Source organism: Flavobacterium pasteuri (assembly GCF_048286615.1).
Taxonomy (GTDB): Bacteria; Bacteroidota; Bacteroidia; order Flavobacteriales; family Flavobacteriaceae; genus Flavobacterium.
In genome coordinates this window covers 71,943-98,278 of sequence record NZ_JBLVPN010000008.1, presented here as the reverse complement: position 1 = coordinate 98,278, position 26,336 = coordinate 71,943, and the positions used below count along the sequence as shown (strand labels likewise).

Genomic DNA, 26,336 nt, shown 5'->3' with positions numbered 1-26,336 from the left:
TTCGGCAATAGGAATTTAAAAGGCGTTAAATAATTCGAAATAATTAAACATATTTCAACTATGTTGTTAACAAAAACGAAATAGTATCGGTGTTATCTGCGTAATTCCACAATTTAGGTTTTTGGGTTTGTCCAAAATCAATACTGCCTTCTATAAGATTTTTACTTACAATGCATTGAATTTGTTCGTTTTCTGATTGTAATCTTGTTTTCAATTCATTGATGTCATCATAAAACTCATAAAACACACTAGAAATAGGCGATGCATGGCTTTTGTCTTCTTTTATTGTCAAAAATCCATTGTCTAATAATTTAAAATTACTCATCAAGAAAACGGCCTTGTTATAATCGTAATTATTAGCATATTTTTCATAATGTATCACGTCTTGGTATTCGAATATGGCTTCAAAAAACGTGTCAAATACATATCCTTTTGGGACAAAAAGTTTAGAAACATTGCGACAACCCAATCCAAAATAGCGGAATATATCTTCCCCTAAAGATGCTAGTTGTTCTTTGGTTTCTTTTCCATTCAAGACAGCAATTGAGTTTCTGCTTTTTCGAATGATAGAAGGTTTGTCTTTAAAATAGTATTCAAAATAACGTGCCGTATTATTACTTCCTGTAGCTATTACTGCATCAAAATTTTCTAATTTCCCATCTACAAAAGTAATGTTATTGGCTAATTCAGGGGCAACTGCCAGGATGTACTTTGCTAAAAAAGGCAATAAATGTTGGTCATTTGAGGATGTTTTTACCAATACTTTATTCCCTGTAATTAAAACTGAAAGGAAATCATGAAAACCCACTAACGGAATATTTCCAGCAAGAATTAAGGCGATATTTTTAGGTTCTTTTATTGGAAAGTCATAAGCCGAAAGCCATTGATTTAAGTTTTCTGTAGTTAATGCCTCTGCCCAAGATTGAATAGCAAAATACACTTGCTCCGGTGTATACCATCCATTATGGGATTGAGATAATTTTATTAATGCTATGAAATCTTCAAAAAACACATCGTTGTGCAAAACACTCGGATTTCGGTAAGTATTATCTTCAGAAAATTGACTTAGGAATTTTCCTAATTCAACAAAAACACTTTTTTTTGTTTCTAATGTCATAATGTTTGCTTATGAATAGTTTTGATTGTAATTTTGCACAAAAATAAGCATAAATATGTCGAAAGTCAAAAGCCCTAATGTCAAAAGAATTTTGGCGTTTGACATTTGATACTAAGACTTTAAAACTATAGAAAAATGGCAATTATTATAACAGACGAATGTATCAACTGTGGTGCTTGTGAGCCAGAGTGCCCAAATACAGCAATATACGAAGGAGCAGATGACTGGAGATATAAAGACGGAACAAAACTTAAAGGGAAAGTAATTTTGCCGGATGGTACCGAAATAGATTCTGATGAAGCTCAAACTCCTATTTCTGACGAAGTGTATTACATTGTACCCGGAAAATGTACAGAATGTAAAGGTTTTCACGATGAGCCACAATGTGCTGCAGTATGTCCTGTAGACTGTTGTATTCCGGATGATAATCATGTAGAAAGTGAAGAAACGTTATTAAATAGGCAAGCGTTTTTACATAACGAATAAAGATAAATTTTTTGTATTTGTAAAAAAAAAATCCTGTTTGCTACGGCAAACAGGATTTTTTTTGAGGTACTAATAAACAGATTATTTTTTGATAATTACAAAAGTTTCTACCGTAATTTTGTCTGTTTTGTCATCATAGGATTCTAAAACTAAATTCCCATTAGCATCAAAGTAACCATAAGAAGTTTTGTTTTTTGAACTATAAATATAGTTGTTGTTTGATGTTTTTCTTAAAACAGCTGCTTTTTCAGCATTAGGTTGGTATATAGTATATCCACTTTCAGCTAATTTAACTTCATATTTTTCTCCGTTCAAATCATAATATGCGGATCTGTCTACATCAACAATATTTGTAATTCCATTTGCGGTAATGCTAGTAATAGCCGTTACTTCAACCGGAGTTTCTTTTCTTTCTTTGTTTAAGGCATTAGATTCTGCGTCTTTTAATTCGATTTTTTGAGTCTCCTTAACTTCTTGAGTCTTTACTGATTTTTTTTGGCCGTCGGAGTTTTTTACTGTAGTAACTGTCGTTTTTACTTCTGATTTAACATTTTTATTTTGAGCTTGAATATTTACTGTAAATAGAAAAGCAACCATTCCAAGAATTAGAGTCTTCATAATATTTAATTTTAGTATTAATATAAAGCTAATTTACAATCCTCTGGTTGAGTTCTTGTTACGTAATTATAATAAAAAATTATATAATTTACATAAAGGGTTTAGTGCTGTAGGTTTTACTTACTTCTTGCAGTAATTACTCCAGCATAAAATTTTCTGATGAAGTTGTTTTCCAGTTGCGGCTGTGATAATTACTAAATACGCAGTGAATGAGTGAAATAAAAAAAAGGGCTATCTTTCGACAGCCCTTTTGATTTATGCAATAAATGAATTAGAATTTATAGTTTAGAGATAAATTAAACATAGTTCCTAATTGGCTAAAGTGATATCCATCATACGTCATTTGAGAATAACGTTGGTTGAAAGTGATCAAGTTAGATTGATTTTTTACTTGAGCAGGGTCGTTTAAAATAGCTGTCCCAGCTGCATTTTCTGCTTTGAATTGCCATTCAGGAAGAACATTCAATAAGTTGTTTACATTCAATGCCAAAGTTAATTTTTCAGTTGCAGAGAAAGTAATTCCTAAGTCAGTAACAACTTTTGGAGTAAACTCAGTTCTTAAGTTAGCATTCAAACCATCTTGTTTGAAAGTTGTTTTTCCGAAATAAGTATTGTTCAAAGAGAAACCAAATTTACCAATTTCATAATTAGCTCCTAAAATCCATTTAGTATCAGGTCTTGATGTAAACATCAATGCGTCTAATGTTGCTCCGAATGAATTGTTTCTTACATCAGAGATTCTTTCATTTTGTAAGGTAACATTACCAGATAAATTAAATCCTAATTTTCCTTCTCCTAATAAAATGTTGTTGTAATTAGCTACTACATCTAAACCTGATGTACGAGAATCAAATGAGTTTGAAAAGAAAGCTACATTACCAAATTGAGTATCTTGTCTGTCTCCTAATACAATTCTGTCTTCTACTTTGATATTGTAGTAATCTACAGTAAAGTTGAAGTTTTTAGAAGGTTTAGCTCCAATACCAACAGTCACGTTAGTTGATTTTTCAGCATCTAGTTGTGGAACACCTAAAATACGAGCTTGTGGAGATACGTTATTGATAATTCCACTTACTTGAATTCCTTGACCTGCTACAAAAGAATATTGTGCTTTTTGAGTGTAAATTTGGTGCAATGTAGGTGCTCTGAATCCAGTAGAAACAGATCCTCTTAGCGTAATTTTATCATCTGCAAATTTATATCTTGAGCTTAATTTCCAAACGGTAGCTCCACCAAAATCACTATATTCTTCATGACGAAGTGTTCCGTTGATTAAGAAATCTTCAGTTACATCGTAAGCAACATCAAAATAAGCTCCTAAATTATAACGATTCCATTTTCCTGAGTTTTCAGGTCTGTTTCCTGCAAACGAGTCTGCACCAATACCGTCCCAAGAAGCTTTATCTCCTTCGATTACTTCAAAATTTTCTGTTCTGAACTCAGTACCGAAACCAATACTCACTTTGTCTGATACTATTTTAGAAATATCTAAATTTCCTACAATGTGATTAAAAGCAGTTCCTCCAGGTTGAAAAGTAATAGGGCTATTTTCTTGATAAACGTTGTTACCATTAGCGTCTTTAATGTCTGATCTGTTTTGAGAGTTTGTTACTGAATACGTTTGGGAGTTACCACCAACTGTTACACTAGCGTCAGTATTCCAGCCGTTTTTAACTGCTTTATATCCTAAAGTAGCATTGTAATCATTTAAATCTCCAACAAAAGTAGGAACATAACCTATGTAAGACGCAGCTGTACCATCTCCAAAGAAATCAGCAAGGTATGGGTTAGCAGGATTTAATGTTCTCCAATATGGTGTTCTGTAATTAGCAAATGAGTTTACTTTTTTGTAAACGTATGCTGCGTTATAATACAGTGATGTTTCATCTGATAATTCAAATCCACCATTAACTAAAAATTTAGCAGCTGCAGTTTCTGGAGATCCATTGATATTTCCAGCATCTGGTTTTTTAGCAAGGAAAGCTTGAACATCAGAAAGTGAAGCACCAAAATCTCCTGCTTCACCGGCAGCGTCTACAGTCCCAGGTCTGTTTGCAAGATTAACTTTTGAAAAATCAACAGTATAGTTGATATATCCTTTATCACCTACTTTAGATCCATTATTTAAACTTACTCCAATCATTTCTCCATCACCTTCTGAAGTTACACCGCTTCTAGCAGTTACAGATCCACCGTTTGTACTTTTCTTTAAAATGATATTCATAACTCCAGCAATCGCATCAGAACCGTATTGAGCAGAGGCACCATCACGAAGTATTTCTACTCTTTCGATAGCATCTGTAGGTATTGCAGAGATATCAGCACCAGTTTCTCCACGTCCTGGAGATGTTTGTACATATAACAATGAACTTAAGTTTTTACGCTTTCCATTGATTAAGATTAACGTTCTGCTAGGTCCCATGTTTCTTATTTCATATGGATCTAGCAATGAAGTAGCATCATTTACAGGAGTTTGAACCGTGTTGAAAGACGGAATTTTGTACTGTAATGCTTTGTCAAATGATGCTTGACCAGTTGAAGCCAAATCTTTTGATGATATTACATCAATAGGAAGTGGAGTAGTAGTGTTACTTCTTGGTGCCGTTCTTGACCCAGTTACAACTACCTCGTCCAAGTTCTGTCCGCCTTCTTCGGATAAAACAACATTTATAACAGCATCTGTAGCTGTTTTTTCTAATTTAGAAAACCCTACATAACTAAAAACTAAAGTAGCGCCCTCTTTTACTTTAATCTTATACATACCGTCCATGTCAGTAGAAACTCCGTTTTGAGTTCCCTTTTCAATAATATTTACTCCAGGCAAAGCATTGCCAGTGTTGTCTTTTACAACCCCCGAGACTTCTTTTTGTGCAAAAAGAAACGAGACGTTTAATAGAAATAATAATAATGCAAATTTTTTCATAATTAAGTTGTGTTTGGTTTTTGTTTGTTTTAAAATCGGCTGCAATATAATTTTTTTTTAACAAAAGATTGGCACATCGTTTAATTTTTTATAAAAAATATATCAGACCTGTTTAAACTGCAATTTTTACTTACTTAAACATTTATAAAATCTTATATTTGCAAACTTTTAAACTAAATACTAATTTTTTAACTGGCAGCAGTTATTTGTAAAGAAAAAGATCATAGAATCTCAATCGTTAAGTTTTTTTTAAACAAATAGGATTGCGATACAATATTCCATTAAAAAAATAAATATTATCTACATATGAAAGCAGGGATTGTAGGATTACCAAATGTTGGAAAATCAACATTATTCAATTGTTTATCTAATGCAAAAGCTCAAAGTGCAAATTTTCCTTTTTGTACTATCGAGCCTAATATAGGTGTTGTTAATGTTCCGGATTCCAGAATTGAAAAGCTGGAAGAATTAGTAAAGCCAGAGCGAGTGCAAATGGCGACTGTTGATATCGTGGATATCGCAGGATTAGTAAAGGGAGCGAGTAAAGGAGAAGGTTTAGGAAATCAATTCCTTGGAAACATTAGAGAGTGTAATGCTATTATTCACGTTTTGCGTTGTTTTGATAACGACAATATTGTACACGTTGATGGGAATGTAAATCCAATTCGGGATAAAGAAACAATCGATATTGAGTTGCAGTTGAAAGATTTGGAAAATGTTGAAAAACGTTTAGAAAAAGTAAAACGTGCCGCTAAAACTGGAAATAAAGAAGCAATTGTCGAAGAAGCATTGTTAAACAGAATTAGAGAGACTTTACTTCAAGCAAAATCAGCGAGAACTATTACTCCACAAAACAATGACGAAGAAGTTTTGATGGAAGGTTTTCAATTGATTACTGCAAAACCAGTATTGTACGTTTGTAATGTTGATGAAAATTCGGCAGTTAACGGAAATAAATATGTAGACCAAGTTCGTGAATTGGTAAAAGATGAAGATGCTGAGGTTATCGTACTTTCTGTAGGTGCTGAAGCTGATATCACCGAATTGGAAAGCTACGAAGAGCGTCAAGTTTTTCTTGAGGATATGGGATTGACGGAGCCAGGAGCTTCGGTTTTAATTCGTGCTGCTTATAAATTATTGAAGCAACAAACTTATTTTACCGCAGGTGTCAAAGAAGTTCGTGCCTGGACCATTAATATTGGAGCAACTGCACCGCAAGCTGCAGGAGTGATTCACACTGATTTCGAAAAAGGATTTATCCGTGCCGAAGTTATTGCTTACGAAGATTTCGTTCAGTACGGTTCAGAAGCAAAATGTAAAGAAGCCGGGAAATTTAAAGTAGAAGGGAAAGAATACATTGTAAAAGATGGTGATGTAATGCACTTTAGATTTAACGTATAAATATATAGTCATAAAGGCGAAAGTCATAAAGTCGAAAGTTAGTAATAGCTTTCGACTTTTTTTGTCCCTATTCCAGCTTTACACTTTAAGATTGATCTGAAAAATGCTTTCCATTGTAATCTGGGGTAAAATAGATTTGGGTTAATACCAGATTTCATAGTTTCATATTCGTTTTCTAAACGGGGTAATCTGTGGCTAATTATTTTGCAACAGAGCCAATTTTTATTACTTTTAGTAAAAATAAAGTATCATGAAAATAATCGCTTTTGGCGGAAGCCCCAGTAAAAACTCTATCAATAAAAAATTAGCGACGTACGCAGCAAATCTTTTTGAAAATGCCGAAGTGGAGGTATTGGATTTAAACGATTTTCAAATGCCCATATTTACTGTTGATATAGAAAAAGAAATTGGTCAGCATGAGTTAGCAAAAGTATTTTTGGCTAAAATTGCCACTGCAGACACTTTAGTGGTTTCTCTTGCTGAAAATAACGGAAATTATTCAGCGGCTTTCAAAAATGTTTTTGATTGGTGTTCCAGAATTACAGGGAAAGTTTTTCAGGAAAAACCGATGCTGTTGATGGCAACTTCTCCGGGAGCCAGAGGTGGCGCAAGTGTTTTGGAAATCGCTAAAAAAGCTTTTCCATTTTATGGCGGAAACGTTAAGGCTGCTTTTTCACTTCCTAGTTTTGATGCTAATTTTGATATTGTAAACGGTAAAATTTCTAATCCTGAATTAGACAATCAATTAAAAGAGATTATCAAGAATTTTTAAATTTGAACATCAAAAATCAATATCAATTTGAAATCTGCAATCTAAAATCATTAATCCTAAATCCTCAATCGGTTGTCAATATCATTCTTAATAACTTTGATGACTACCTATTTTAAATTTTATCGAATTACACTACATTAGCACAAAATCCACAAATTTTACAATGTCCGAACAAAATCAATATACCGAAGATAATATTCGGTCGCTCGACTGGAAAGAACACATTCGCATGCGTCCCGGAATGTACATCGGAAAACTGGGAGATGGTTCTTCAGCAGATGATGGTATTTATATTTTGGTCAAAGAAGTTCTCGATAACTGTATCGATGAATTTGCCATGGGCGCCGGAAAAACTATTGAAGTGACAATTAAGGACAAAACAGTTACTGTTCGGGATTATGGACGTGGTATTCCGTTAGGGAAAGTGGTTGACGTAGTGTCAAAAATGAATACTGGAGGGAAGTATGATTCAAAAGCTTTTCAGAAATCAGTTGGTCTTAATGGTGTCGGAACTAAAGCAGTCAATGCGCTTTCTAATTATTTCAGAGTAGAGTCTGTTCGTGATGAAAAACAAAAGGCAGCCGAATTCTCCGCAGGAAATTTGGTTCTCGAAGAAGAAATTTTAGACACTACCAAACGAAAAGGTACCAAAGTTATTTTTACTCCTGACGAAACCATTTTCAAGAATTACAAATTCCGTATGGAATATGTAGTGAAAATGATTCAGAATTATTGTTATCTAAACAATGGTTTAACCATCATTTTTAATGGCGAAAAATACTATTCTGAAAACGGACTTAAAGATTTATTAGAAGCTACAATTAATGTTGAAGATTTAGAATATCCAATTATACATTTGAAAGAAGGCGATATTGAGATTGCCTTAACACACAGCAAAACCCAATATTCTGAGGAGTATCACTCTTTTGTCAACGGACAAAATACCACTCAAGGTGGAACGCATTTAGCAGCATACCGAGAAGCGATTGTAAAAACCATTCGGGAGTTTTATAATAAAAGTTTCGAAGCATCTGATGTCCGAAAATCCATTGTTACGGCCATTAGTATCAAAGTAATGGAGCCTGTTTTTGAGTCGCAAACCAAAACCAAATTAGGTTCGACAGATATGGGTTCAGAACCTGGAATGCCATCGGTACGTACATTTGTAAATGATTTTGTGAAAACGAAATTAGACAATTATTTGCACAAGAATCCTCCAACAGCAGAGGCGCTGTTGCGAAAAATTCTTCAAGCCGAAAGAGAACGCAAAGAGCTTTCTGGTATTCGAAAATTAGCAACAGATCGCGCTAAAAAAGCGAATTTACACAACAAGAAATTAAGAGATTGCCGAGCGCATCTTCCGGATACTAAAAACCCTAGAAATTTAGAAAGTACGCTTTTTATCACTGAGGGAGATTCGGCTTCTGGGTCTATTACTAAATCGCGTGATGTAAATACGCAAGCGGTTTTTAGTTTGCGTGGTAAGCCTCTGAATTCGTATGGAATGAGCAAGAAAATTGTTTATGAAAATGAAGAATTTAATTTATTGCAAGCGGCGTTGGATATTGAAGACGGATTGGAAAAATTACGTTACAATAACATTGTAATCGCTACCGATGCCGATGTCGATGGAATGCACATTCGATTATTATTGATTACGTTTTTTCTTCAGTTTTTTCCTGAGTTAATAAAAGAAGGACATTTGTATATTTTGCAAACACCACTTTTCAGGGTTCGAAACAAGAAAGAAACCATTTATTGCTATTCGGATGAAGAGCGTAAAGACGCAATAGAAAAATTAAAGCCAAAACCAGAAATCACGCGATTCAAGGGATTAGGGGAAATATCTCCAGATGAGTTTAAGAATTTTATTGGAGAAACCATTCGTTTAGATCCGATTATGATGGACAAAAACACTTCGATTGAGCAATTATTGTCTTTCTATATGGGTAAAAATACGCCAGACAGACAGGAATTTATCATCAAGAATTTGAAAGTGGAATTAGATGTAATTGAGAAAGTTTAAATAGTTATAAGATGCCTACAAAAAGAACACTAATTTTTATCGCTTTACTATTTGTAATTAGTTTTTCGACTACCTTTTTTATCATAAGAAGTAACGACCATAAAAAATGTGATATAGTTATAAAAAAAGAGATGGATAAAAATGGAATTGAGGTTACAAAAGAAGAGCATGTTTGTAAAGAAAAATATTCTTTTTAGGATTTTTAGAACAAAATTAGAATTGATTACTATTCAATAGAATATATGTAATGAAAGACGAAGAAAATACAGTTTCAAATAATTCTCAAAATAAATTTTTATTTTCTCAAGTAGTCACGCTATTACAAAATTCCCGTCAGCAGGTTTTACGTAGTGTAAATTCAACAATGGTGTATACCTATTTTGAAATAGGAAGAATGATTGTCGAAGAAGAGCAAAGCGGAAAAGAACGAGCTCAATACGGAAAACAATTATTGAAAGGACTTTCGGAACAGTTGACAATTGAGTTTGGAAAAGGGTTTTCGATTGATAATTTAGAAAACATGAGGAAGTTTTATTTAGCTTACTCAATTTCCGAGTCACTGACTCGGATTTTACAAATTCAAAAATCCGAGTCAGTGACTCGGGAATTGAATACTAAGATATATCAGTTACCGACTGGGATTTCTGAAAATCAAAAAGCGCAGTCCCTGATTTCGTTTTTCAAACTAACTTGGACACATTATGTTTTCTTAATGCGAATTGACGATGACAAAGAAAGACGTTTCTACGAAATAGAATCTGAGAAATACAATTGGAGCGTTCGGGAATTAAGACGACAATATGATTCAGCTCTTTATACACGATTGGCTTTAAGTCGAGATGTTGAAGGAGTCTTGAAACTGTCGGAACAAGGACAGATTATAGAGAAACCAAAAGACCTAATTAAAGACCCTTATATTTTAGAATTTTTGGGTTTACCAGAATTGCATCAGTATTCGGAATCGGAATTAGAGGAAGAAATTATTAATAAACTTGAACATTTTTTACTAGAATTAGGTCACGGATTTACTTTCGTAGCAAGACAAAACAGAATTACTTTCGACGATAAACATTTTCGAATCGATTTGGTTTTTTACAATCGAATATTAAAATGTTTTGTTCTCATTGATTTAAAAATAGGAGAATTGAAACACCAAGATTTAGGACAAATGCAAATGTATGTCAATTATTACGACAGAGAAATGCGTTTGGAAGACGAAAATAAAACAATAGGAATTGTTCTTTGCCAAAACAAGAGTGATTTGGTTGTAGAATATACTTTACCAGAAAATAATGAGCAAATTTTTGCCAGTAAATACAAAACAATTCTGCCAAGCAGAGAGGATTTAATGCAATTAATTTCGGAATCAATATAATGAAAGACGAAGAAGACGATAACATAGTACCAGAAGGTCAAGAAGACGAGAATCCTAGCGCTGAGCAGGGTTTTGACGATATAATTTCTTCAGGAAGCCAGCATTTTTACGATAATCAAGAAGACGGAAACGATACTATTACCAAAGTTACGGGAATGTATAAAGACTGGTTCCTGGATTATGCTTCGTATGTGATTCTGGAGCGTGCCGTTCCGGCTATTGAAGATGGTTTTAAACCGGTGCAACGTCGTATCATGCACTCTCTAAAAGAATTAGATGACGGTCGTTATAATAAAGTTGCCAATGTTGTAGGACACACCATGCAGTATCATCCACACGGAGATCAGAGTATTGGTGATGCGATGGTGCAAATTGGACAAAAAGAATTATTGATTGACTGTCAGGGAAACTGGGGGAATATCCTAACGGGTGATGGCGCTGCAGCTTCTCGTTACATTGAAGCGCGTTTGTCTAAATTTGCTTTGGAGGTTATTTACAGTCCAAAAATTACCGATTGGGGCGTTTCGTATGATGGACGAAGAGCAGAACCGAACAATCTTCCGGTGAAGTTTCCATTGCTTTTGGCACAAGGAGCCGAAGGTATTGCTGTTGGTCTTTCGACGAAAGTGTTGCCTCATAATTTCAATGAATTAATCGATTCTTCTATAAAAATATTAAAGGGGAAACCTTTTACACTGTATCCGGATTTTATGACGCAAGGTATTGCCGATGTGTCTAATTATAATGATGGATTGCGTGGCGGACGTATTCGTGTTCGTGCCAAAATTGGTCAACTGGACAAAAATACCCTGGTGATTACCCAAATTCCGTTTTCTACAAATACGACGACTTTGATTGATAGTATTTTGAAAGCAAATGATAAAGGGAAAATCAAAATCAAGAAAATTGAAGACAATACCGCTGCTGAGGTCGAAATATTAATTCATCTTTTTCCAGGTGTTTCTCCAGATAAAACCATTGATGCATTGTTTGCTTTCACAGCTTGTGAAACTTCGGTGGCACCATTGGGTTGTGTAATTGAAGATAACAAACCGTTGTTTATCGGGGTTTCGGATATGTTGAAAATTTCAACCAATAGAACGGTACAATTACTGAAAAGTGAATTGGAAATTCAATTGAGTGAACTGGAAGAACAATGGCATTTTCTTTCTTTGGAACGTATTTTTATAGAAAATAAAATCTATCGTGACATTGAAGAAATGACGACCAGAGAAACGGTAATTAAGGCCGTTGATGATGGTTTGAAACCACACACAAAACATTTAAAACGCGCTGTTACCGAAGACGATATTCTGCGTTTATTGGATATTCGAATCATGCGTATTTCCAAATTTGACAGCAATAAAGCGCAAGACAAAATCGAAGCATTGGAAGACGATATCGAACAAGTAAAACACAATTTAGAACATCTGATTGATTTTGCTATTGCCTATTTTACCAAATTAAAAGAGAAGTATGGAAAAGGGCGGGAACGCCAAACAGAACTTCGTATTTTTGATGATATTGAAGCGACCAAAGTAGTTTTAAGAAACACTAAATTATACGTCAATAAAGAAGAAGGATTTGTAGGTACGAGCTTGAAAAAAGACGAGTACGTTACGGATTGTTCTGATATTGATGATGTTATCGTGTTTTTGCGTGATGGAAAAATGATGATTACCAAAGTTGATGCGAAAACATTCGTGGGTAAAGATATTATTCACATTGCTATTTTTGACAAAAGTGATAAGCGTACCATTTATAACATGATTTACCGAGATGGAAAATCTGGGCCTTCCTATATAAAAAGATTCAATGTTTCAGGAGTAACCCGAGACAAAGCATACGATTTAACCAATGAAACTGCTGGTTCTCAAGTAGTATATTTTTCTTGCAATCCAAATGGTGAAGCTGAGGTAATTACCATATTATTGCGTCAGGTGGGAAGTGTCAAAAAACTGAAATTCGATATTGATTTTGCCAGTTTAGCGATAAAAGGCCGCGCTTCCAAAGGGAATTTGGTGACCAAATATCCAATCAAAAAAATAGAACTGAAGGAAAAAGGAATTTCAACTTTATTGCCTAGGAAAGTTTGGTTTGATGATACTGTTCAACGATTAAACGTAGATGCAAGAGGGGAGTTGTTAGGGGAGTTCAGGCCTAATGATAAAATTTTGGTCATATCACAATCTGGAAAAATAAAAGTAATTACACCAGAATTATCGACTCATTTTGATGAAGATATGGTGGTTTTGGAGAAATGGATTCCTAAGAAACCAATTTCGGCGATTTATTATGATGGAGAAAAAGAACGTTATTACATCAAACGTTTCTTGTTGGAAACAGAGAATAAAGAAGAAAGTTTTATCACGGAACATCCGAATTCACAATTAGAGATTGTTTCAACGGATTATCGTCCTGTGGCTGAATTAATTTTTACAAAAGTAAAAGGAGTTCAAAAAGAAGCAATGACGGTAGACATAGAATCATTTATTTCGGTAAAAGGATTTAAAGCCTTGGGGAATCAATTGACAACTGATAAGTTGAAACAAGTAAACCTGCTGGAACCTTTGCCGTATGAAATTCCTGTTGAGGTTATTCCTGAGGATTTAGAAGTAAAAGGAGAAACGGATGCTGATGATTCTGATATTCAATTGGAAGATGATGGACAGATTACTATGTCCTTAGAATAAATAGAAGCTCCTGAAAAGGGGCTTTTTTTATGCGTTTTTGCCAATTTTTACGATTATTTAAACAATTGTTTTAAGGTGATTTCTTTTTTCTCTTTCAATTTATTTAGAATTTTCAAAAAGGCAATAGCAGTAATATAGGCATCTCCCATTGCAGTATGTCTATCTTTTTTGGAAATATCAAATTTATCGGCAAGCTCGTCTAAACTATAATTTTCTTTGCGTTCCAATAAATTAGAAACCAATAACGTTTTTTTATACAAAATAGCCGTGTCTAAAGTTTTGTTTTTTAATTCTGGCAACCCATTTCTTTCGAGTGCCTTGTTTATCATAGTAATGTCAAATATAGTATGATGTGCAATGATAATAGAATCTCCCAAAAAATCTAAAAACTGTTGTAGCGCTGCTAATTCTGTAGGGCGATCTATGACAAATTCTTTTAGAATTCCATGAATTTTTGCAGTTGCCTGATCGTAATGTTCTTGTTGAATAAAAACTTCAAAACTTCCATTGATAGGAATCGTATTGTTTTGCAGAACAATAGCCCCAATGCAAAGTATCCTGTCAGTTGTATAATCAAATCCGGTGGTTTCTGTGTCCAATACAACAAAACGTACCGCATCAATATCGTTTGATAGTTCCTCATCAGATGATTTTTCGGATTTCCCCAATAAATCAAATAAAATAGTTTTACTTTTTTTTATAAAATTTGTCATCATAATATATTTGAAGGATTAAATCGGATGGTAATGACTTCTTGGAGTTCCTTAATGGTTTTGAATGTTCGCTTTAGCTTAATTTTTTCTAATTTAGATAACGCTTCGAGAGCAATAAACTGCCCGGAATCATTATGTAAAAGTCCTTGTTTTGTTCTGAATTTTAATAATGCTTTATAGGAATACGAAGAAGCTAAATACATTTCTTTATTGTTGGGTTCTAATTCTGCCAATTTTTCAAAACGTTCAGGAGTATTGCTGATTGATTTTACGGAATGAGATAGAATTAAAACCCTTGCAGCATCTGTTAGTGGCATTAAAGCGCGTCTTTTTATATCGAAAAAATCTTTGTGAGCTCCATCTTGTTCAACTAAAAATTGTCTAAAGAACCCTGTTGGAGAAGGGCTTTGTAGCGCACCACTTACCAAGTGAATGTAAAAAACAGGATTAGCTTTTATGTTTTCAAAAATAAATTCAGAAAGCTTGTTTACCAGTTCGCTGTCTCCATAAGACAGGCTGTAATCAAAAAATATAAAGGACAATAATACTTCATTTTTTCCTGGATTGGTGATCCAATGATAAACTTGACTTTCCCATTCACTTAGACTTAAGCACCATTTTGGGTTAGACGCCATCATTTCTGCTGGACAATAATCATAGCCAATATCAAAAAGCCCTTTATTGACATGTGTAGCCAATTCTAAAAAATACTTCTTAGTGGTTTCTTTTAATTCTTCGGGAACATCCTCATAGACTAAAGCATTGTCTTGGTCAGTATGTAGTAATTGTTCGCTTCTTCCTTGGCTTCCTAATGCGAGCCATCCAAATTTTACCGGTGGAGGCGTTTTCATTTTCTTCAAGGCTATTTCAATGACTTGCTTGATACAGGCATCATTTAATTCTGTAATTATTTTAGAAGTCAGTGTCATCGGAATATTTTGGTCTAAATATCCTTGTAACAATTGCATTATATTGGCGCGTATTGGTTTTATCTGTTTGGCTTTTTTAGCTCTTTTTACCGCTTTAATCAATACTGCTGGATTATTACCAAGTTCTACCATAACATCATGTTTGGATAGAATTCCAACAGCTTTGGAATTTGGCGTACCATCTTTCGTAAGGCATAAATGGCTGATATTGCTTTTCATCATGGCCATTTGAGCTTGCGTAACGGTCATTTTCTTAGGATACGTAATAACAGGAGTTGTCATTATTGAGGCCGCAGTTGTTGTGATGGGAAATTCTCCAGTCACAATTTTGTTCCTTAAATCTTTATCTGTAATGATTCCAATGGGGAGCGAATCTTCGATTACAAGAATGGCCCCCACATTTTTTTTGGTCATGGTCTCCGCAATATCTTTTACAATAGTGTTTGAATAACAGGTGATTAGTTTTTTAGAATATTTTACAGGCTGTAAGTCTAATAGTTTTCTACCCGTGTCCAGACCTTCCAGATCCATTGTTTCTCCATATAGTTTTCCGCTGTGACTTTTAGAATACGGATTGTGCGTATTAGAGGCAAAACTTTCGATTAAAAAATTTCCCACAGCTCTGTTTTCTAACGCATAAGGTTTGAAAATAGCAATTGGAATGGCATAAATAATACTTTCTTCATGAGTTCTGGCTTCCATTTTATAGTTTTCATTGGCTATAAGTGGTCTCAGCCCAAAAATATCCCCTTCATCACACATATCCAGAATATCATTTTCCAGGCTAGTTCTAAGTGCGACTGCTCCTTTGTGTACAACATAAAAAGAGGAATGTGTTTCTTCGTTTTCGGCAAAGATGACACTGTCCTTTTCTTTATAAATAATGGAGATTTGTTCAGAGATAACTTCGATGTCTTTTTGATGTAAAAAGGAAAAAGGAGGGAAGTTTTTTAAAAAGTCAGCAACTCTATGGGAGATTGTATTTTTCATGGTGCTTATTTGTGTCTAAGGTAATTTATAAAAAATAAAATAAAAAGAAAAAAGACCAAATTGGAGTCTTTTTAGTGTTTCCCCATTTAAGGAGGAATATATTTTCAGAATAAAAAAAAAGCTCCCGAAAAGGAGCTTCTTTATCAAAAAATAGTTTGATTATTTATTTTTCTTCATTTTCATATTCAGCACTTCGACTAATAATGAGAAAGATATGGCAAAATATAAGTACCCTTTTGGTACTGGAGTAACGTGATTTCCAAAGATTAAAGCATTCGATAAATGCGCACTTTCAGTAAGTAGCATCATTCCAATTAGTATTAAAAATGATAAGCCAAGTATTTGAATAGAAGGATGTTTATTGACAAAATTCCCAACAGGAACCGCAAATTGCATCATAATTAATACAGAAATAACCACTGCAGTAATCATAATATACAAAGCACCTTCAACGCCATTTGTCATACCTACCGCGGTAAGAATACTATCAAAAGAGAAAACTAAATCAATCATGATGATTTGTAACAGTACATTTTGAAATGATTTTGTAGCCGCTTTTCCTAATTCTTTTTCTTCATGACCTTTCTCGTCTACTTTTTCACGAATCTCATTGGTACTCTTATAAATCAAGAATAATCCTCCACCTAGTAAAATAAGACTTTGACCAGTAATTCCGGCTGAAAACCAACTTAAATCTATATGAAACCAAGGTTCTTTCATTTGAATCAATAAGTTGATACCAAACAAAAGCGCAATTCTCATGAACATGGCAAGGAACATTCCTATTTTTGTGGCTCTCTTCCGTTGTTCAGCAGGTAATTTTCCTGTAGCAATTGATATGAAAATAATGTTGTCGATTCCTAATACAATTTCCAAAAAGGTCAATGTTAAAAGAGCAATCCAAGCATCCGGATTTAAAAATACTTCCATGTTTAGTTCGTTATTATTTATTAATTTGAGTTTGTAAGCTTAATCGGAAATCTTAGTAACGGTTCCTCTTTGTTTTTCATCAACACCAACCATTCCAAATTCAAAGGTATAGGAATTTTTTGTGGTTGTCAAAATTTTCATACCAATAGCCTTTTCCTCAGCCATATTTTTTGGATGCAATTTCAGTAAAACATATTCACAATCGTTTACCCATCGTATCGAAGCAGTATCAGTCTTTCCTTCAAAAGTTTCTATTTCAATACTGTCATTACGTTCAAAAATGGCAATTTTTTTTACGCCGTCAACTTCATATTCAAACTTGAATTTTCCAGTTTTAAAATCCTTGCAATTGCGCTCCGCATCATAGCATGACATTAGTAATAGTAGTGGGAGGAGGAATAGTATTTTTTTCATTTCTTAGTATGTTTACTTTTTAACTATTGTATTTTGATGTCATATTTGTCCAAAAGTCCAATGATTCCTTGTGTAGAAAACTTGGCTTTTTTCATAGGATTGAATTCGGGATCAATTTTAAAATTAGATGCTTTTGAAAAATCGGCTCCGGCTAATTGTGTATTGTTAAAAATAGCACCATCCAAATTACTGTTATCAAAAACAGAACTGGTAAGATTGGTGCCAACAAAACTTACTTCTCTTAACGAGCAAGAATTAAATTTTGTCTTTGGCATTTTTTTATTGGCAAAAGAAGAATAATCCAAAACACATTCTTGAAAATTGACGTTAAACAAGAAATCATCGCATTCCTCAAATTGGATACCCAGCAATTTACAGTTTTTGAATTGCACGCCTTTCAAACTTGTCCCTGATAATTTGGTCATAGCAAGATTACAATCAATGAACTCGCAATCCATAAAAGTGCTGTAGGAGAAGTCACTATTTGATAAATCACAGTTTTTAAAAACGCAATCTTCAAATTCTCGGTTGTTTACTTTTTTATCGACGTAAACGATTTTTTCAAATATTTTTTGAACGTGAATTAGGTTTTCCATTAGTCGTTAAATAAGCTTTTCATAATTATTTTTAATCCCAAATACATCAAAAGCATAGCTGCTAAACAAGCAATTATTCCTATTGCTAAAACTAAATAATGCCACACATTCTGTTGATTCATAAAAGCATTATAAATCACTGCCGGTCCCAAGAATAATAATGGTAAAGCTCCCGCTAAATATTTAATTCCTTTAGATAATAGTTCTTTGTTCGTTGCCATAATTTAATAATTAAAATTCATAATCCACACAATATCTCAAATCTCTAATTTTACCTATCCATTCGGCAACAATATTATGTGTTGGATGATTTTGGTATTTCTCTAATGTTTCAAACGAATTAAAATAGGAGTGCAGCACGGCATCAAAGTTTGAATATTCACTTTCAATATTAATTCCTACTCGTATTTCAACTATTTCAGGAATATCCTTTTTTAAATCTTCAAGTCTCTCTTTTAGAATAATTGCATTTTCGGCTTTGCTTTTGCCTTCTGCAAAATCTTTTAATTTCCACATTACTATATGGTGAATCATCGTTGTTTATTTTTTAAAATTATCAACGGCTTTCCTTACACTACCGTGTTTTTTCAATAATTCGGCACCTTCTTCATAGGAAACGGGAATTTCTCCCATAATCATTTTCACACCGCGATCGACCAGTTTGCTGTTGCTCAATTGCATATCAACCATTTTGTTGCCTTTCACTTTACCCAGTTGAATCATAGTTGCGGTAGTAATCATATTCAGTACCAGTTTCTGGGCTGTTCCGGCTTTCATTCTAGAACTTCCGGTTACAAATTCTGGACCTACAACTACATCAATAGGGAATTTTGCTGTTTGCGAAAGCGGACTTCCTGCATTACAAGAAATACTTCCTGTGGTTATATTGTTCTCGTTGCACCTTTGTAATCCTCCAATAACATAAGGTGTTGTTCCCGAAGCAGCTATTCCTACCACGACATCATTTTCATTTACATCAAAAGCTTTCAAGTCAATCCAGGCTTGTGTTGCGTTGTCTTCGGCATTTTCTACGGCTCTGCGGATTGCGGTGTCGCCTCCGGCAATTATCCCAATTACCAAATCGAAAGGTACACCAAATGTTGGTGGACATTCCGAAGCATCAAGAATTCCCAAACGTCCCGAAGTTCCTGCACCAATATAGAACAATCTCCCGCCGAGTTTCATTTTGGCAACGATTTCAGTGACTAAATTTTCTATTTGGGGCAACGCTTTTTCTACGGCAAGTGGAACAGTTTTGTCTTCCTGATTGATATTAGATAACAATTCTTGCACTGACATTTTTTCTAAATGTTCATATTTTGAAGATTGTTCGGTGGTTTTTGTGAAGGTCATTTTTCGTATAATTGGACAACTCCAAAATTAACCTTTTTTATCACAATCTCGAAATTTTCTATTTTTAGTTTCAGGTTTTTTAGTGTCAAGTTTCTTTAAATTTGATATAAATTGATTTACTTTTTTTAGTTTTTAATTTCTCATATGGAGAAAGTTTATTGAATCTTTGTTAGATGAACTAAAATATTATATTTGTTAAATATTAAAAAATAAATGGATAGAATAATCTTATTGCAAGGGATTGCACGGATTTCAGTTTTTGTGTCTTTATTGATGGCATTTTTTTTACTGACTGTTAAAACTGAAAATAAATTGGCCAACCGTTTATTTGCCTGGTTTTTTATTATTTCGGCTATTGATCTTAGTGGTTTTTTTGTTACTGATTATATTCAGGATTATCTTGATTTGATGATTTTTAGATGGACAATCTGTTTGTTGGCAATGCCCTTATTTTATCTTTATGTATTGTCAGTTTGTTATTCTGATTTTAGATTGAAATGGAAACATTTAGTGCATTTACTTCCTATTTTACTAGTTAATTTAGTTTTTATTCCAAGACTTTATTTAGCCAGTAATGCAGATATGAAACTCTTATCCGGAGATCTTGAGCATATGCCTGAAATATACTTAATCCAGATTTTAATTGAATTTCAATATGTGTTTTATATTGTTAGCGCATTTTTAATTTTGAAGAAATACAGAGAAATTTATCTGGAAAACTATACCAATCCTAGTACTTCGACATACAAGTATCTTTTTCAGATGACTACTGTCTTCCTAATCGCGCACGGTTTGGTTGCATTAAAAAACCTTTTACGGTATAGCGATTACAGACAAATGTTTCTTTGGTTAAATGTAGTTGTAGGAAGTGTAGCTTTATTTATTACCTGTTGGTTAGTGATGAAAGCATTGAATCATCCGGAACTTTTTAGGGGAATTAATTCTAGATTACAATTGACAAAAGATATTCTGCCTGAAGTCGAAGAAAAGACAGCATCTAAAAATGTTCAAGATGATGCGGTTTCCAGTCAAATTTCGATATTAAAACAATATATGGCTCAGAAAGAGCCTTTTCTTGATCCATCGCTTACCATTCAGGAGCTTGCCAATCAAATTGATATTCCGGTTCGGGATTTATCGGTTTTGATTAATCATCATATGGATCAGCACTTTTTTGATTTTGTCAATGAATATCGTATTCAAAAAGCGATGGGTATTTTAAAAGATCAGTCTAGAAGTCAGCTTACCGTTCTGGAAATTTTATACGAGGTTGGTTTTAACTCCAAATCTTCTTTTAATACCTCTTTTAAAAAACACACTAATTTGACGCCTACCGCTTATAGAAACGCCTTATAATAAGTGGTTTGTAAAAAGTCGTACTTCATGTCTGATAAAGTCGAACTGATTTTCTGAATAGAAATTGGTTCGACTTTTTTTTGTCGGTCGAATTCTGAAAATTTCTAAGGCAACTTTGCTTCAAATTAATCGAAACAAGTTTTAAAATTAGAAATCATGAAAAAAGTAAATCTCCTTGTCTTTTTATTATTGCCTTTATTTTGTTTAGCACAAGCATCATTTAAATTAAAAGGAAAAATAGCAAGCGAAACAATTCCATTAGAATGGGCAGATATTTCCATATCGAATTCAGAAGGAAAAATTATAGATGGTTCAACCTCTAAACAAGACGGTAGTTTTGAAATCAATCTTAAAAAAGGATCTTATAAAATTGGAATATCCCTTTTAGAATTTACAGATTATGAAAAAGAGTTTACAATAGAAAATGATACTGATTTAGGAACAATCATTTTAAAAGAAAGCGGAACCAATTTAAAAGAGGTTATCATTCAATCTAAAAAGAAAACAATCGAACAGAAAACGGATCGTTTGGTTTATAATCTTGAAAACAATGTTACAACAGTTGGCGGAGACGCTTTAAGTGCCATTAATTCGGCTCCTGGAGTTGTCGTTCAGAATAATACAATCAATATATTAGGAAAAGGAACTTCCCGTGTTATGATAGATGGACGAATGATTGAATTAGTAGGTGAGGAACTGAATAATTTTCTGAAATCAATTTCGGCTAGTGATATTAAAAATATTGAAATTATCAGCAATCCGCCCGCAAAATATGATGCTGAAGGAACAGGTGGATTGATTAATATTATTATGAAAAAAGGAGTTCGTGATTCCTGGAAAAACACGACTACAGTTTCTTATGATCAAAATAAATATAGCATTTATACTTTAAGAGATAACTTTTTTTACAATAAAAACAAGTTTAGATTTTCTACTAGCATCAATGCAAAAACAGGTTATTTGAATGCTACAGATGATTTAAAAATGTATTTTCCTGATGGACTTTCCCATATGAAAAGTGCAACAAAGGTAAAAACTGAAAATCTTTCGGGTAAATTGGCTTTAGATTATGATCTTTCAGAACGTACTACTATTGGATTTCAATATTTAAACGATAGAAATAACCCTGATTTTAAATCGGATATTAGAATTGAGAATTACAGTACTCAAAACGAATTAGATAATGTTATACTGAACAATAGCTTCACTGATAAAGGATCAAGAAATCAAACGTATAATGCACATTTGATTACCAAACTAGATTCCTTAAAAAGGAAGTTATCTTTTGATGTGGACTATTTTAATTACAGTTCAAAATTCGATAGAAACTTTGTCGCTAATAATTTCACGCCAGATATGACATTTGTTGATATAAATCAGTCGGGAAGAAACATTTCGAATCAGGATATTGACAATTGGAGTTTTAAGGCAGATATGGAACATCCGCTTCAAGCGTTGAATTTGTCTTATGGTGCAAAAATGAGTTTTACAAATAGTGTGAGTGATGTACTTTATTTCAATACAATTACAGGAACTCCGGAATTAGATTCGAACCAATCCAACCGATTTAAATACACTGAAAACAATCAGGCAGTTTATGTAAATGCGGATAAAAAACTCAATGAAAAATGGAATTTCCAAATGGGATTAAGATTGGAGAACACTCAAACAAATGGATTTTCTGAAACAATGAATCAGGAAACAAAAAATAATTATTTGAAATTATTCCCAACGTTTTATGCTTCTTACAAGAAAAACGAAAACAATACTTTTAGTTTGAATTATGGAAAAAGAATCAACAGACCACGTTTTGACTTATTGAATCCGTTCAGAATTTACATCAGCAGCAATAGTTATTCCGAAGGGAATCCGTTTTTAAGACCTTCATTTAGTGATAATTTTGAGTTGGCGCATTCTTATAAAGAGATTTTTAGAACGAGTGTTTTTGTAAATGCAATTACAAACGGTTATGGAGTTTTGTTTACCTCAAACCCGGAAACCAATACGCAGATTGTAACCCGTGAGAATTATTTTAAAAATTTAAATTATGGAATAGGGGAAAGTTACTCGGCAAGTTTTACAGATTGGTGGTCTAGTGAAAATTCATTGTACCTTTTGGGAGCAAAAACAGAATTTATTAAAGATATCAATGCTACACCATCAAACAGTTTACAAATTGATTTTTCTACAAATAATACTTTTTTATTAGGTAAAACGACAAAATTGCAAATCGATTTTACGTATACAACGCCTTTTAAATCCGGTTTATATAAAGTAGGATATGCCTCGAGTTTTGATATTAGTTTCAAACAGGATTTGTTTAATAAAACCATGCAGATTGCATTTTTGGCAAATGATATTTTTAATACCTCTTATTTAAAAGACTTTACTTCAGTTATAAACGGTGTAAAACAGGTATATGAGCAGAAAGAAAGTAATCGATTTGTACGTTTATCTGTGGTTTATAATTTTGGAAACAAAAAGATCAATGTACAACAGCGTGATTTTGGAAATAAGGAGGAGAATAAAAGAACTGGAGGTAATTAGAAAATTAAAAGCTGGGAAACAGAAATCTCTTAATTTCTGTTTCTTAGCTTTATAAATTTATATAAAATATGCCAACGCAATTCCTATCACAATCATCGAAACTTTGGCGATATTGAACTTGTGTCCTTCGCTGCTTTCGAAAATAATGGTAGACGAAATATGAAATAATATTCCTATTACAATGGCTGTAATTTCAGTATAATACACGTTTAATATTGGCAAATAATCAGATAAAATAGTTCCTAGCGGCGTCATGATTGCAAAGGTGACCATGAAGAAAAAAATGGCTTTTTTATTCAGACTTGCATTGATGAAAAAAGTAGTCAAAATAATAGCAATAGGTAAATGATGGATGGCAATTCCTATGGCTAAATCATGATGATGGCTAACTGGAAATCCTTCTAAAAATGCATGTATACAAAGGCTGATGAATAATAACCACGGGATTTGTGTCATTATTTCATGTCCGTGAACGTGACCGTGTTCAGCTCCTTTTGAGAAAAATTCCAATATAATCTGGAACAAGATTCCCAGCATGATAAAGAGTCCAATGTTTGGATTTGCACTTTCATAAATTTCAGGTAATAAATGCATTACCGTTAATGAAAGTAAAAAAGAACCACTGAAAGCCAATAGCAATTTTAGGTTGGTTTTGTTCTTTGGACGTATAATCAATGCGACGATATAGCCTAAGATTACGGAAAGTAAAGGTAAAAGGTAATTCATTTATTTAAAAATCATGATTAGGCGTTCACTATCTGTTTTATGGAATTTTTTTAATTTGTAATCGCCAAAAATATCCAATAAATAAATTCCGGCTTCTTCCATTAATTCCTCAAAATCTTTTAGGGTAAGGGCTTTTACTTTTTCGGTAAAATGAAATTTTTGACCTTTATCTTCAAAATCAATTTCTTTGTAAATATGACCGTCTTTCAAATAGCGTTTGATATGAAACTCGATGCCTTCGACCGTTTTTGTTTCTTCAGGAACTAGTGTTTCGAGTACTTGAGCAACATTCATGAAGTCAATCACGGCAAAACCATATTCCGAAAGGCTTTCTTTGATGGCTTTTAACGTGGTTAGATTGTCTTCGTCATTTTCGAAATAACCAAAGCTGGTAAATAAATTGAAAATAGCATCGAATTTTTCTTCAAAAGGTTCACGCATATCGTGTACTTTGAAATGAAGGGTTTCATTCGTGTTTTTAGTGGCTTCAGCAATACTGTTTTCAGATAAATCAGCTCCAAGAACATTAAATCCTAATTGGTTCAAATAAATAGAATGACGGCCTTTGCCACATGCTAAATCCAATACTTTTGCCTTTTCTGGAAGATTAAGATAATGGGTAAGATTATCCATAAAAACTTGCGCTTCTCTATAATTTCTGTCTTTGTAAAGGATGTGATAATACGGAGTGTCAAACCAAGAAGTATACCAGTTTTCAGTTGATTTCAGTTGATTTTCAGTTGGTGGATTTTGTGCTGCAGACATTTATTCTTTTTCAATTAATTCGATTGATGCAAATTTAGTGTATTTTTGCAACGAATACTTGATTTTACAATGGAAAATAATTATAAAATGGTTGCCAAAACCTTTTTTGGTTTTGAAGAAATATTAGCGAAAGAATTACAAAACCTTGGCGCACAAAACGTGGAGCAAGGAGTAAGAATGGTTAGTTTTAAAGGAGATAAAGGGTTTATGTACAAAGCAAATTTGTCTTTGCGTACGGCTTTGAAAATCCTGAAACCTATTTATTTTTTCAAGGCAAATAATGAGCAGGCTTTATACAAAGGCATTTCGGGAGTGAATTGGTCTAAATTACTGAATGCCAATCAGACTTTTGTGATTGATACAACGGTGCATTCGGAATATTTTAATCACTCGGAATTTGTTTCTCAAAAATGTAAAGATGCGATTGTCGATCAGTTCAGAGAAAGAACAGGGCAACGACCAAGTATTGATAAAGTACACCCTGATTTAAGAATAAACATTCATATCGATAAAGACCAGGTTTCAGTAGCGCTTGATACTTCAGGAAATGCATTGAATCAACGTGGGTACAGAACTGCTACTAATATTGCTCCTATAAACGAGGTTTTGGCAGCAGGAATTCTATTGCTTTCCGGTTGGGACGGTCAAACGGATTTCTTGGATCCAATGTGTGGTTCGGGAACATTCTTAGCCGAAGCAGCAATGATTGCTTGCAATATTCCGGCAAACATCAACCGTAAAGAATTTGCTTTCGAAAAATGGAACGATTGGGACAATGATTTGTTTGATGCTATTTCAGACAGTTTATTGAAACGTATTAGAGAGTTTCATTACACGATAAAAGGCTATGATAAAGCACCAAGTGCGGTTCAAAAAGCCAAAGACAATATCAAAAATGCCAATCTGGATGAATATATTTCGATTGAAGAACAAAACTTTTTTGACACTGAAAAGACTTCAGAAGGAAAATTGCACATCGTTTTCAACCCGCCGTATGATGAGCGTTTGGATATTCACATGGAAGAATTCTATAAAAACATTGGTGATACATTAAAGAAAAATTACCCAGGAACGAATGCTTGGATGATTACAGCAAATCTGGAAGCTTTGAAATATGTAGGTCTTAAACCTTCTAGGAAAATCAAACTTTTTAACGCTGGTTTAGAAGCTCGTTTAGTAAAATACGAAATGTACGAAGGAAGTAAGAGAACAAAGTTTCAGGTAACAACTGATAGTGCTGAATAAGCAATATTCAATTTTTTATTTTTCGACCTTTGACTTTATAACTTTAAGACTTAAAAAAATGACCAAATTACAAATACGAGCATTTCTATACCAATTGGGATGTTTTGCAATATTATTTATTTCCGCTCGATATGTAGTGGCACATTTTACTAATTTAACCGGATTTTGGATTCCGTTAACTGCATTTGTGATTGGAACACTTTTGTCGCCAAAATTCCATGCGATAAAAACCAAAGACGGAGAGAAATTATTCATGAAATGGATTTTCATGAAAGGAATTAAGGAAATAGGGTAGCTTAAATTTACGAATTAAAAAAAATATCGCAAAGAGAACTGATTGTTTTCTTTGCGATATTTTTTT

Annotated in this window: 24 protein-coding genes; 11 read left to right on the top strand and 13 right to left on the bottom strand. The window is 33.4% G+C overall.

Features of this window, described 5'->3' with window-relative positions:
- Positions 1-58: 58 nt before the first annotated feature.
- A complete protein-coding gene (locus ACNQF6_RS12790; RefSeq protein WP_417966289.1) occupies positions 59-1,117 on the bottom strand; it encodes an acyl-CoA reductase in 1,059 nt (352 codons plus the stop codon).
- Positions 1,118-1,252: 135 nt separating this feature from the next.
- On the opposite strand from ACNQF6_RS12790, the gene ACNQF6_RS12785 reads away from it, so the two are divergent.
- Entirely contained in the window at positions 1,253-1,603 is a 351-nt protein-coding gene (locus ACNQF6_RS12785) for a 4Fe-4S dicluster domain-containing protein (RefSeq protein ID WP_091171992.1), read from the top strand.
- An 81-nt stretch (positions 1,604-1,684) separates the two neighbouring features.
- Here the strand turns inward: ACNQF6_RS12785 and ACNQF6_RS12780 are convergent, their stop codons facing one another.
- Entirely contained in the window at positions 1,685-2,221 is a 537-nt protein-coding gene (locus tag ACNQF6_RS12780) for a hypothetical protein (protein ID WP_417966288.1), read from the bottom strand.
- Between the two features lie 271 nt (positions 2,222-2,492).
- Positions 2,493-5,144, bottom strand: a complete 2,652-nt coding sequence (locus ACNQF6_RS12775) for a TonB-dependent receptor (protein WP_417966287.1) — start codon at positions 5,142-5,144, stop codon at positions 2,493-2,495.
- A gap of 306 nt (positions 5,145-5,450) precedes the next feature.
- Here ACNQF6_RS12775 and ychF point away from each other — a divergent pair, with 306 nt between their 5' ends.
- The 6 genes from ychF (at position 5,451) to ACNQF6_RS12745 (ending at position 13,411) form a co-directional block, all read left to right on the top strand.
- The gene (gene ychF, locus ACNQF6_RS12770) at positions 5,451-6,545 is read left to right on the top strand and encodes a redox-regulated ATPase YchF (RefSeq protein ID WP_417966286.1); all 1,095 of its coding nucleotides are present in this window, start codon (positions 5,451-5,453) and stop codon (positions 6,543-6,545) included.
- Positions 6,546-6,795: 250 nt separating this feature from the next.
- On the top strand, positions 6,796-7,317 hold the full coding sequence (locus tag ACNQF6_RS12765) for an NADPH-dependent FMN reductase (protein ID WP_417966285.1): 522 nt from the start codon (positions 6,796-6,798) through the stop codon (positions 7,315-7,317).
- 163 nt (positions 7,318-7,480) lie between these two features.
- A complete protein-coding gene (locus ACNQF6_RS12760) occupies positions 7,481-9,343 on the top strand; it encodes a DNA topoisomerase IV subunit B (protein ID WP_417966284.1) in 1,863 nt (620 codons plus the stop codon).
- Between the two features lie 11 nt (positions 9,344-9,354).
- Positions 9,355-9,540 carry a hypothetical protein gene (locus tag ACNQF6_RS12755; protein ID WP_417966283.1) on the top strand — a complete coding sequence of 62 codons (186 nt, stop codon included), beginning with the start codon at positions 9,355-9,357 and terminating at the stop codon, positions 9,538-9,540.
- Positions 9,541-9,590: 50 nt separating this feature from the next.
- Complete coding sequence (locus tag ACNQF6_RS12750) at positions 9,591-10,718, top strand: PDDEXK nuclease domain-containing protein (RefSeq protein WP_417966282.1); 1,128 nt, start codon at positions 9,591-9,593, stop codon at positions 10,716-10,718.
- A complete protein-coding gene (locus ACNQF6_RS12745; RefSeq protein WP_417966281.1) occupies positions 10,718-13,411 on the top strand; it encodes a DNA gyrase/topoisomerase IV subunit A in 2,694 nt (897 codons plus the stop codon). Before ACNQF6_RS12750 ends, ACNQF6_RS12745 begins: the two co-directional genes overlap by 1 nt.
- A 53-nt stretch (positions 13,412-13,464) precedes the next feature.
- Here ACNQF6_RS12745 and ACNQF6_RS12740 read toward each other — a convergent pair whose 3' ends face one another.
- The 8 genes from ACNQF6_RS12740 to murQ form a co-directional block, all read right to left on the bottom strand.
- On the bottom strand, positions 13,465-14,124 hold the full coding sequence (locus ACNQF6_RS12740) for a 3'-5' exonuclease (protein ID WP_417966280.1): 660 nt from the start codon (positions 14,122-14,124) through the stop codon (positions 13,465-13,467).
- A complete protein-coding gene (locus ACNQF6_RS12735; RefSeq protein WP_417966279.1) occupies positions 14,124-16,043 on the bottom strand; it encodes a DUF294 nucleotidyltransferase-like domain-containing protein in 1,920 nt (639 codons plus the stop codon). The genes ACNQF6_RS12740 and ACNQF6_RS12735 overlap by 1 nt, the downstream gene beginning before the upstream one ends.
- Positions 16,044-16,202: 159 nt before the next feature.
- On the bottom strand, positions 16,203-16,973 hold the full coding sequence (locus ACNQF6_RS12730) for a TerC family protein (protein ID WP_315207872.1): 771 nt from the start codon (positions 16,971-16,973) through the stop codon (positions 16,203-16,205).
- A gap of 39 nt (positions 16,974-17,012) precedes the next feature.
- Positions 17,013-17,387, bottom strand: a complete 375-nt coding sequence (locus tag ACNQF6_RS12725) for a DNA topoisomerase IV (protein ID WP_417966278.1) — start codon at positions 17,385-17,387, stop codon at positions 17,013-17,015.
- 23 nt (positions 17,388-17,410) lie between these two features.
- Positions 17,411-17,983 carry a pentapeptide repeat-containing protein gene (locus tag ACNQF6_RS12720; protein WP_417966277.1) on the bottom strand — a complete coding sequence of 191 codons (573 nt, stop codon included), beginning with the start codon at positions 17,981-17,983 and terminating at the stop codon, positions 17,411-17,413.
- Positions 17,983-18,204 (bottom strand): DUF6095 family protein, encoded by a 222-nt coding sequence (locus ACNQF6_RS12715; protein WP_099714792.1) that lies wholly within the window; start codon positions 18,202-18,204, stop codon positions 17,983-17,985. The genes ACNQF6_RS12720 and ACNQF6_RS12715 overlap by 1 nt, the downstream gene beginning before the upstream one ends.
- A gap of 10 nt (positions 18,205-18,214) precedes the next feature.
- Complete coding sequence (locus ACNQF6_RS12710; protein WP_099714793.1) at positions 18,215-18,517, bottom strand: Dabb family protein; 303 nt, start codon at positions 18,515-18,517, stop codon at positions 18,215-18,217.
- Positions 18,518-18,523: 6 nt separating this feature from the next.
- On the bottom strand, positions 18,524-19,336 hold the full coding sequence (murQ, locus tag ACNQF6_RS12705) for an N-acetylmuramic acid 6-phosphate etherase (RefSeq protein WP_282712423.1): 813 nt from the start codon (positions 19,334-19,336) through the stop codon (positions 18,524-18,526).
- Between the two features lie 213 nt (positions 19,337-19,549).
- Here murQ and ACNQF6_RS12700 point away from each other — a divergent pair, with 213 nt between their 5' ends.
- The gene (locus ACNQF6_RS12700; protein ID WP_417966276.1) at positions 19,550-20,692 is read left to right on the top strand and encodes a helix-turn-helix domain-containing protein; all 1,143 of its coding nucleotides are present in this window, start codon (positions 19,550-19,552) and stop codon (positions 20,690-20,692) included.
- 156 nt (positions 20,693-20,848) lie between these two features.
- A complete protein-coding gene (locus tag ACNQF6_RS12695) occupies positions 20,849-23,239 on the top strand; it encodes a TonB-dependent receptor (protein ID WP_417966275.1) in 2,391 nt (796 codons plus the stop codon).
- A gap of 57 nt (positions 23,240-23,296) precedes the next feature.
- Here ACNQF6_RS12695 and ACNQF6_RS12690 read toward each other — a convergent pair whose 3' ends face one another.
- Positions 23,297-23,965 carry a ZIP family metal transporter gene (locus ACNQF6_RS12690; RefSeq protein ID WP_315164392.1) on the bottom strand — a complete coding sequence of 223 codons (669 nt, stop codon included), beginning with the start codon at positions 23,963-23,965 and terminating at the stop codon, positions 23,297-23,299.
- A complete protein-coding gene (locus ACNQF6_RS12685; protein WP_417966274.1) occupies positions 23,966-24,730 on the bottom strand; it encodes a class I SAM-dependent methyltransferase in 765 nt (254 codons plus the stop codon).
- Between the two features lie 69 nt (positions 24,731-24,799).
- On the opposite strand from ACNQF6_RS12685, the gene ACNQF6_RS12680 reads away from it, so the two are divergent.
- Entirely contained in the window at positions 24,800-25,975 is a 1,176-nt protein-coding gene (locus ACNQF6_RS12680; RefSeq protein ID WP_099714799.1) for a THUMP domain-containing class I SAM-dependent RNA methyltransferase, read from the top strand.
- Between the two features lie 58 nt (positions 25,976-26,033).
- Positions 26,034-26,270 (top strand): hypothetical protein, encoded by a 237-nt coding sequence (locus tag ACNQF6_RS12675; protein WP_282712429.1) that lies wholly within the window; start codon positions 26,034-26,036, stop codon positions 26,268-26,270.
- The last annotated feature ends 66 nt before the right edge of the window (positions 26,271-26,336 follow it).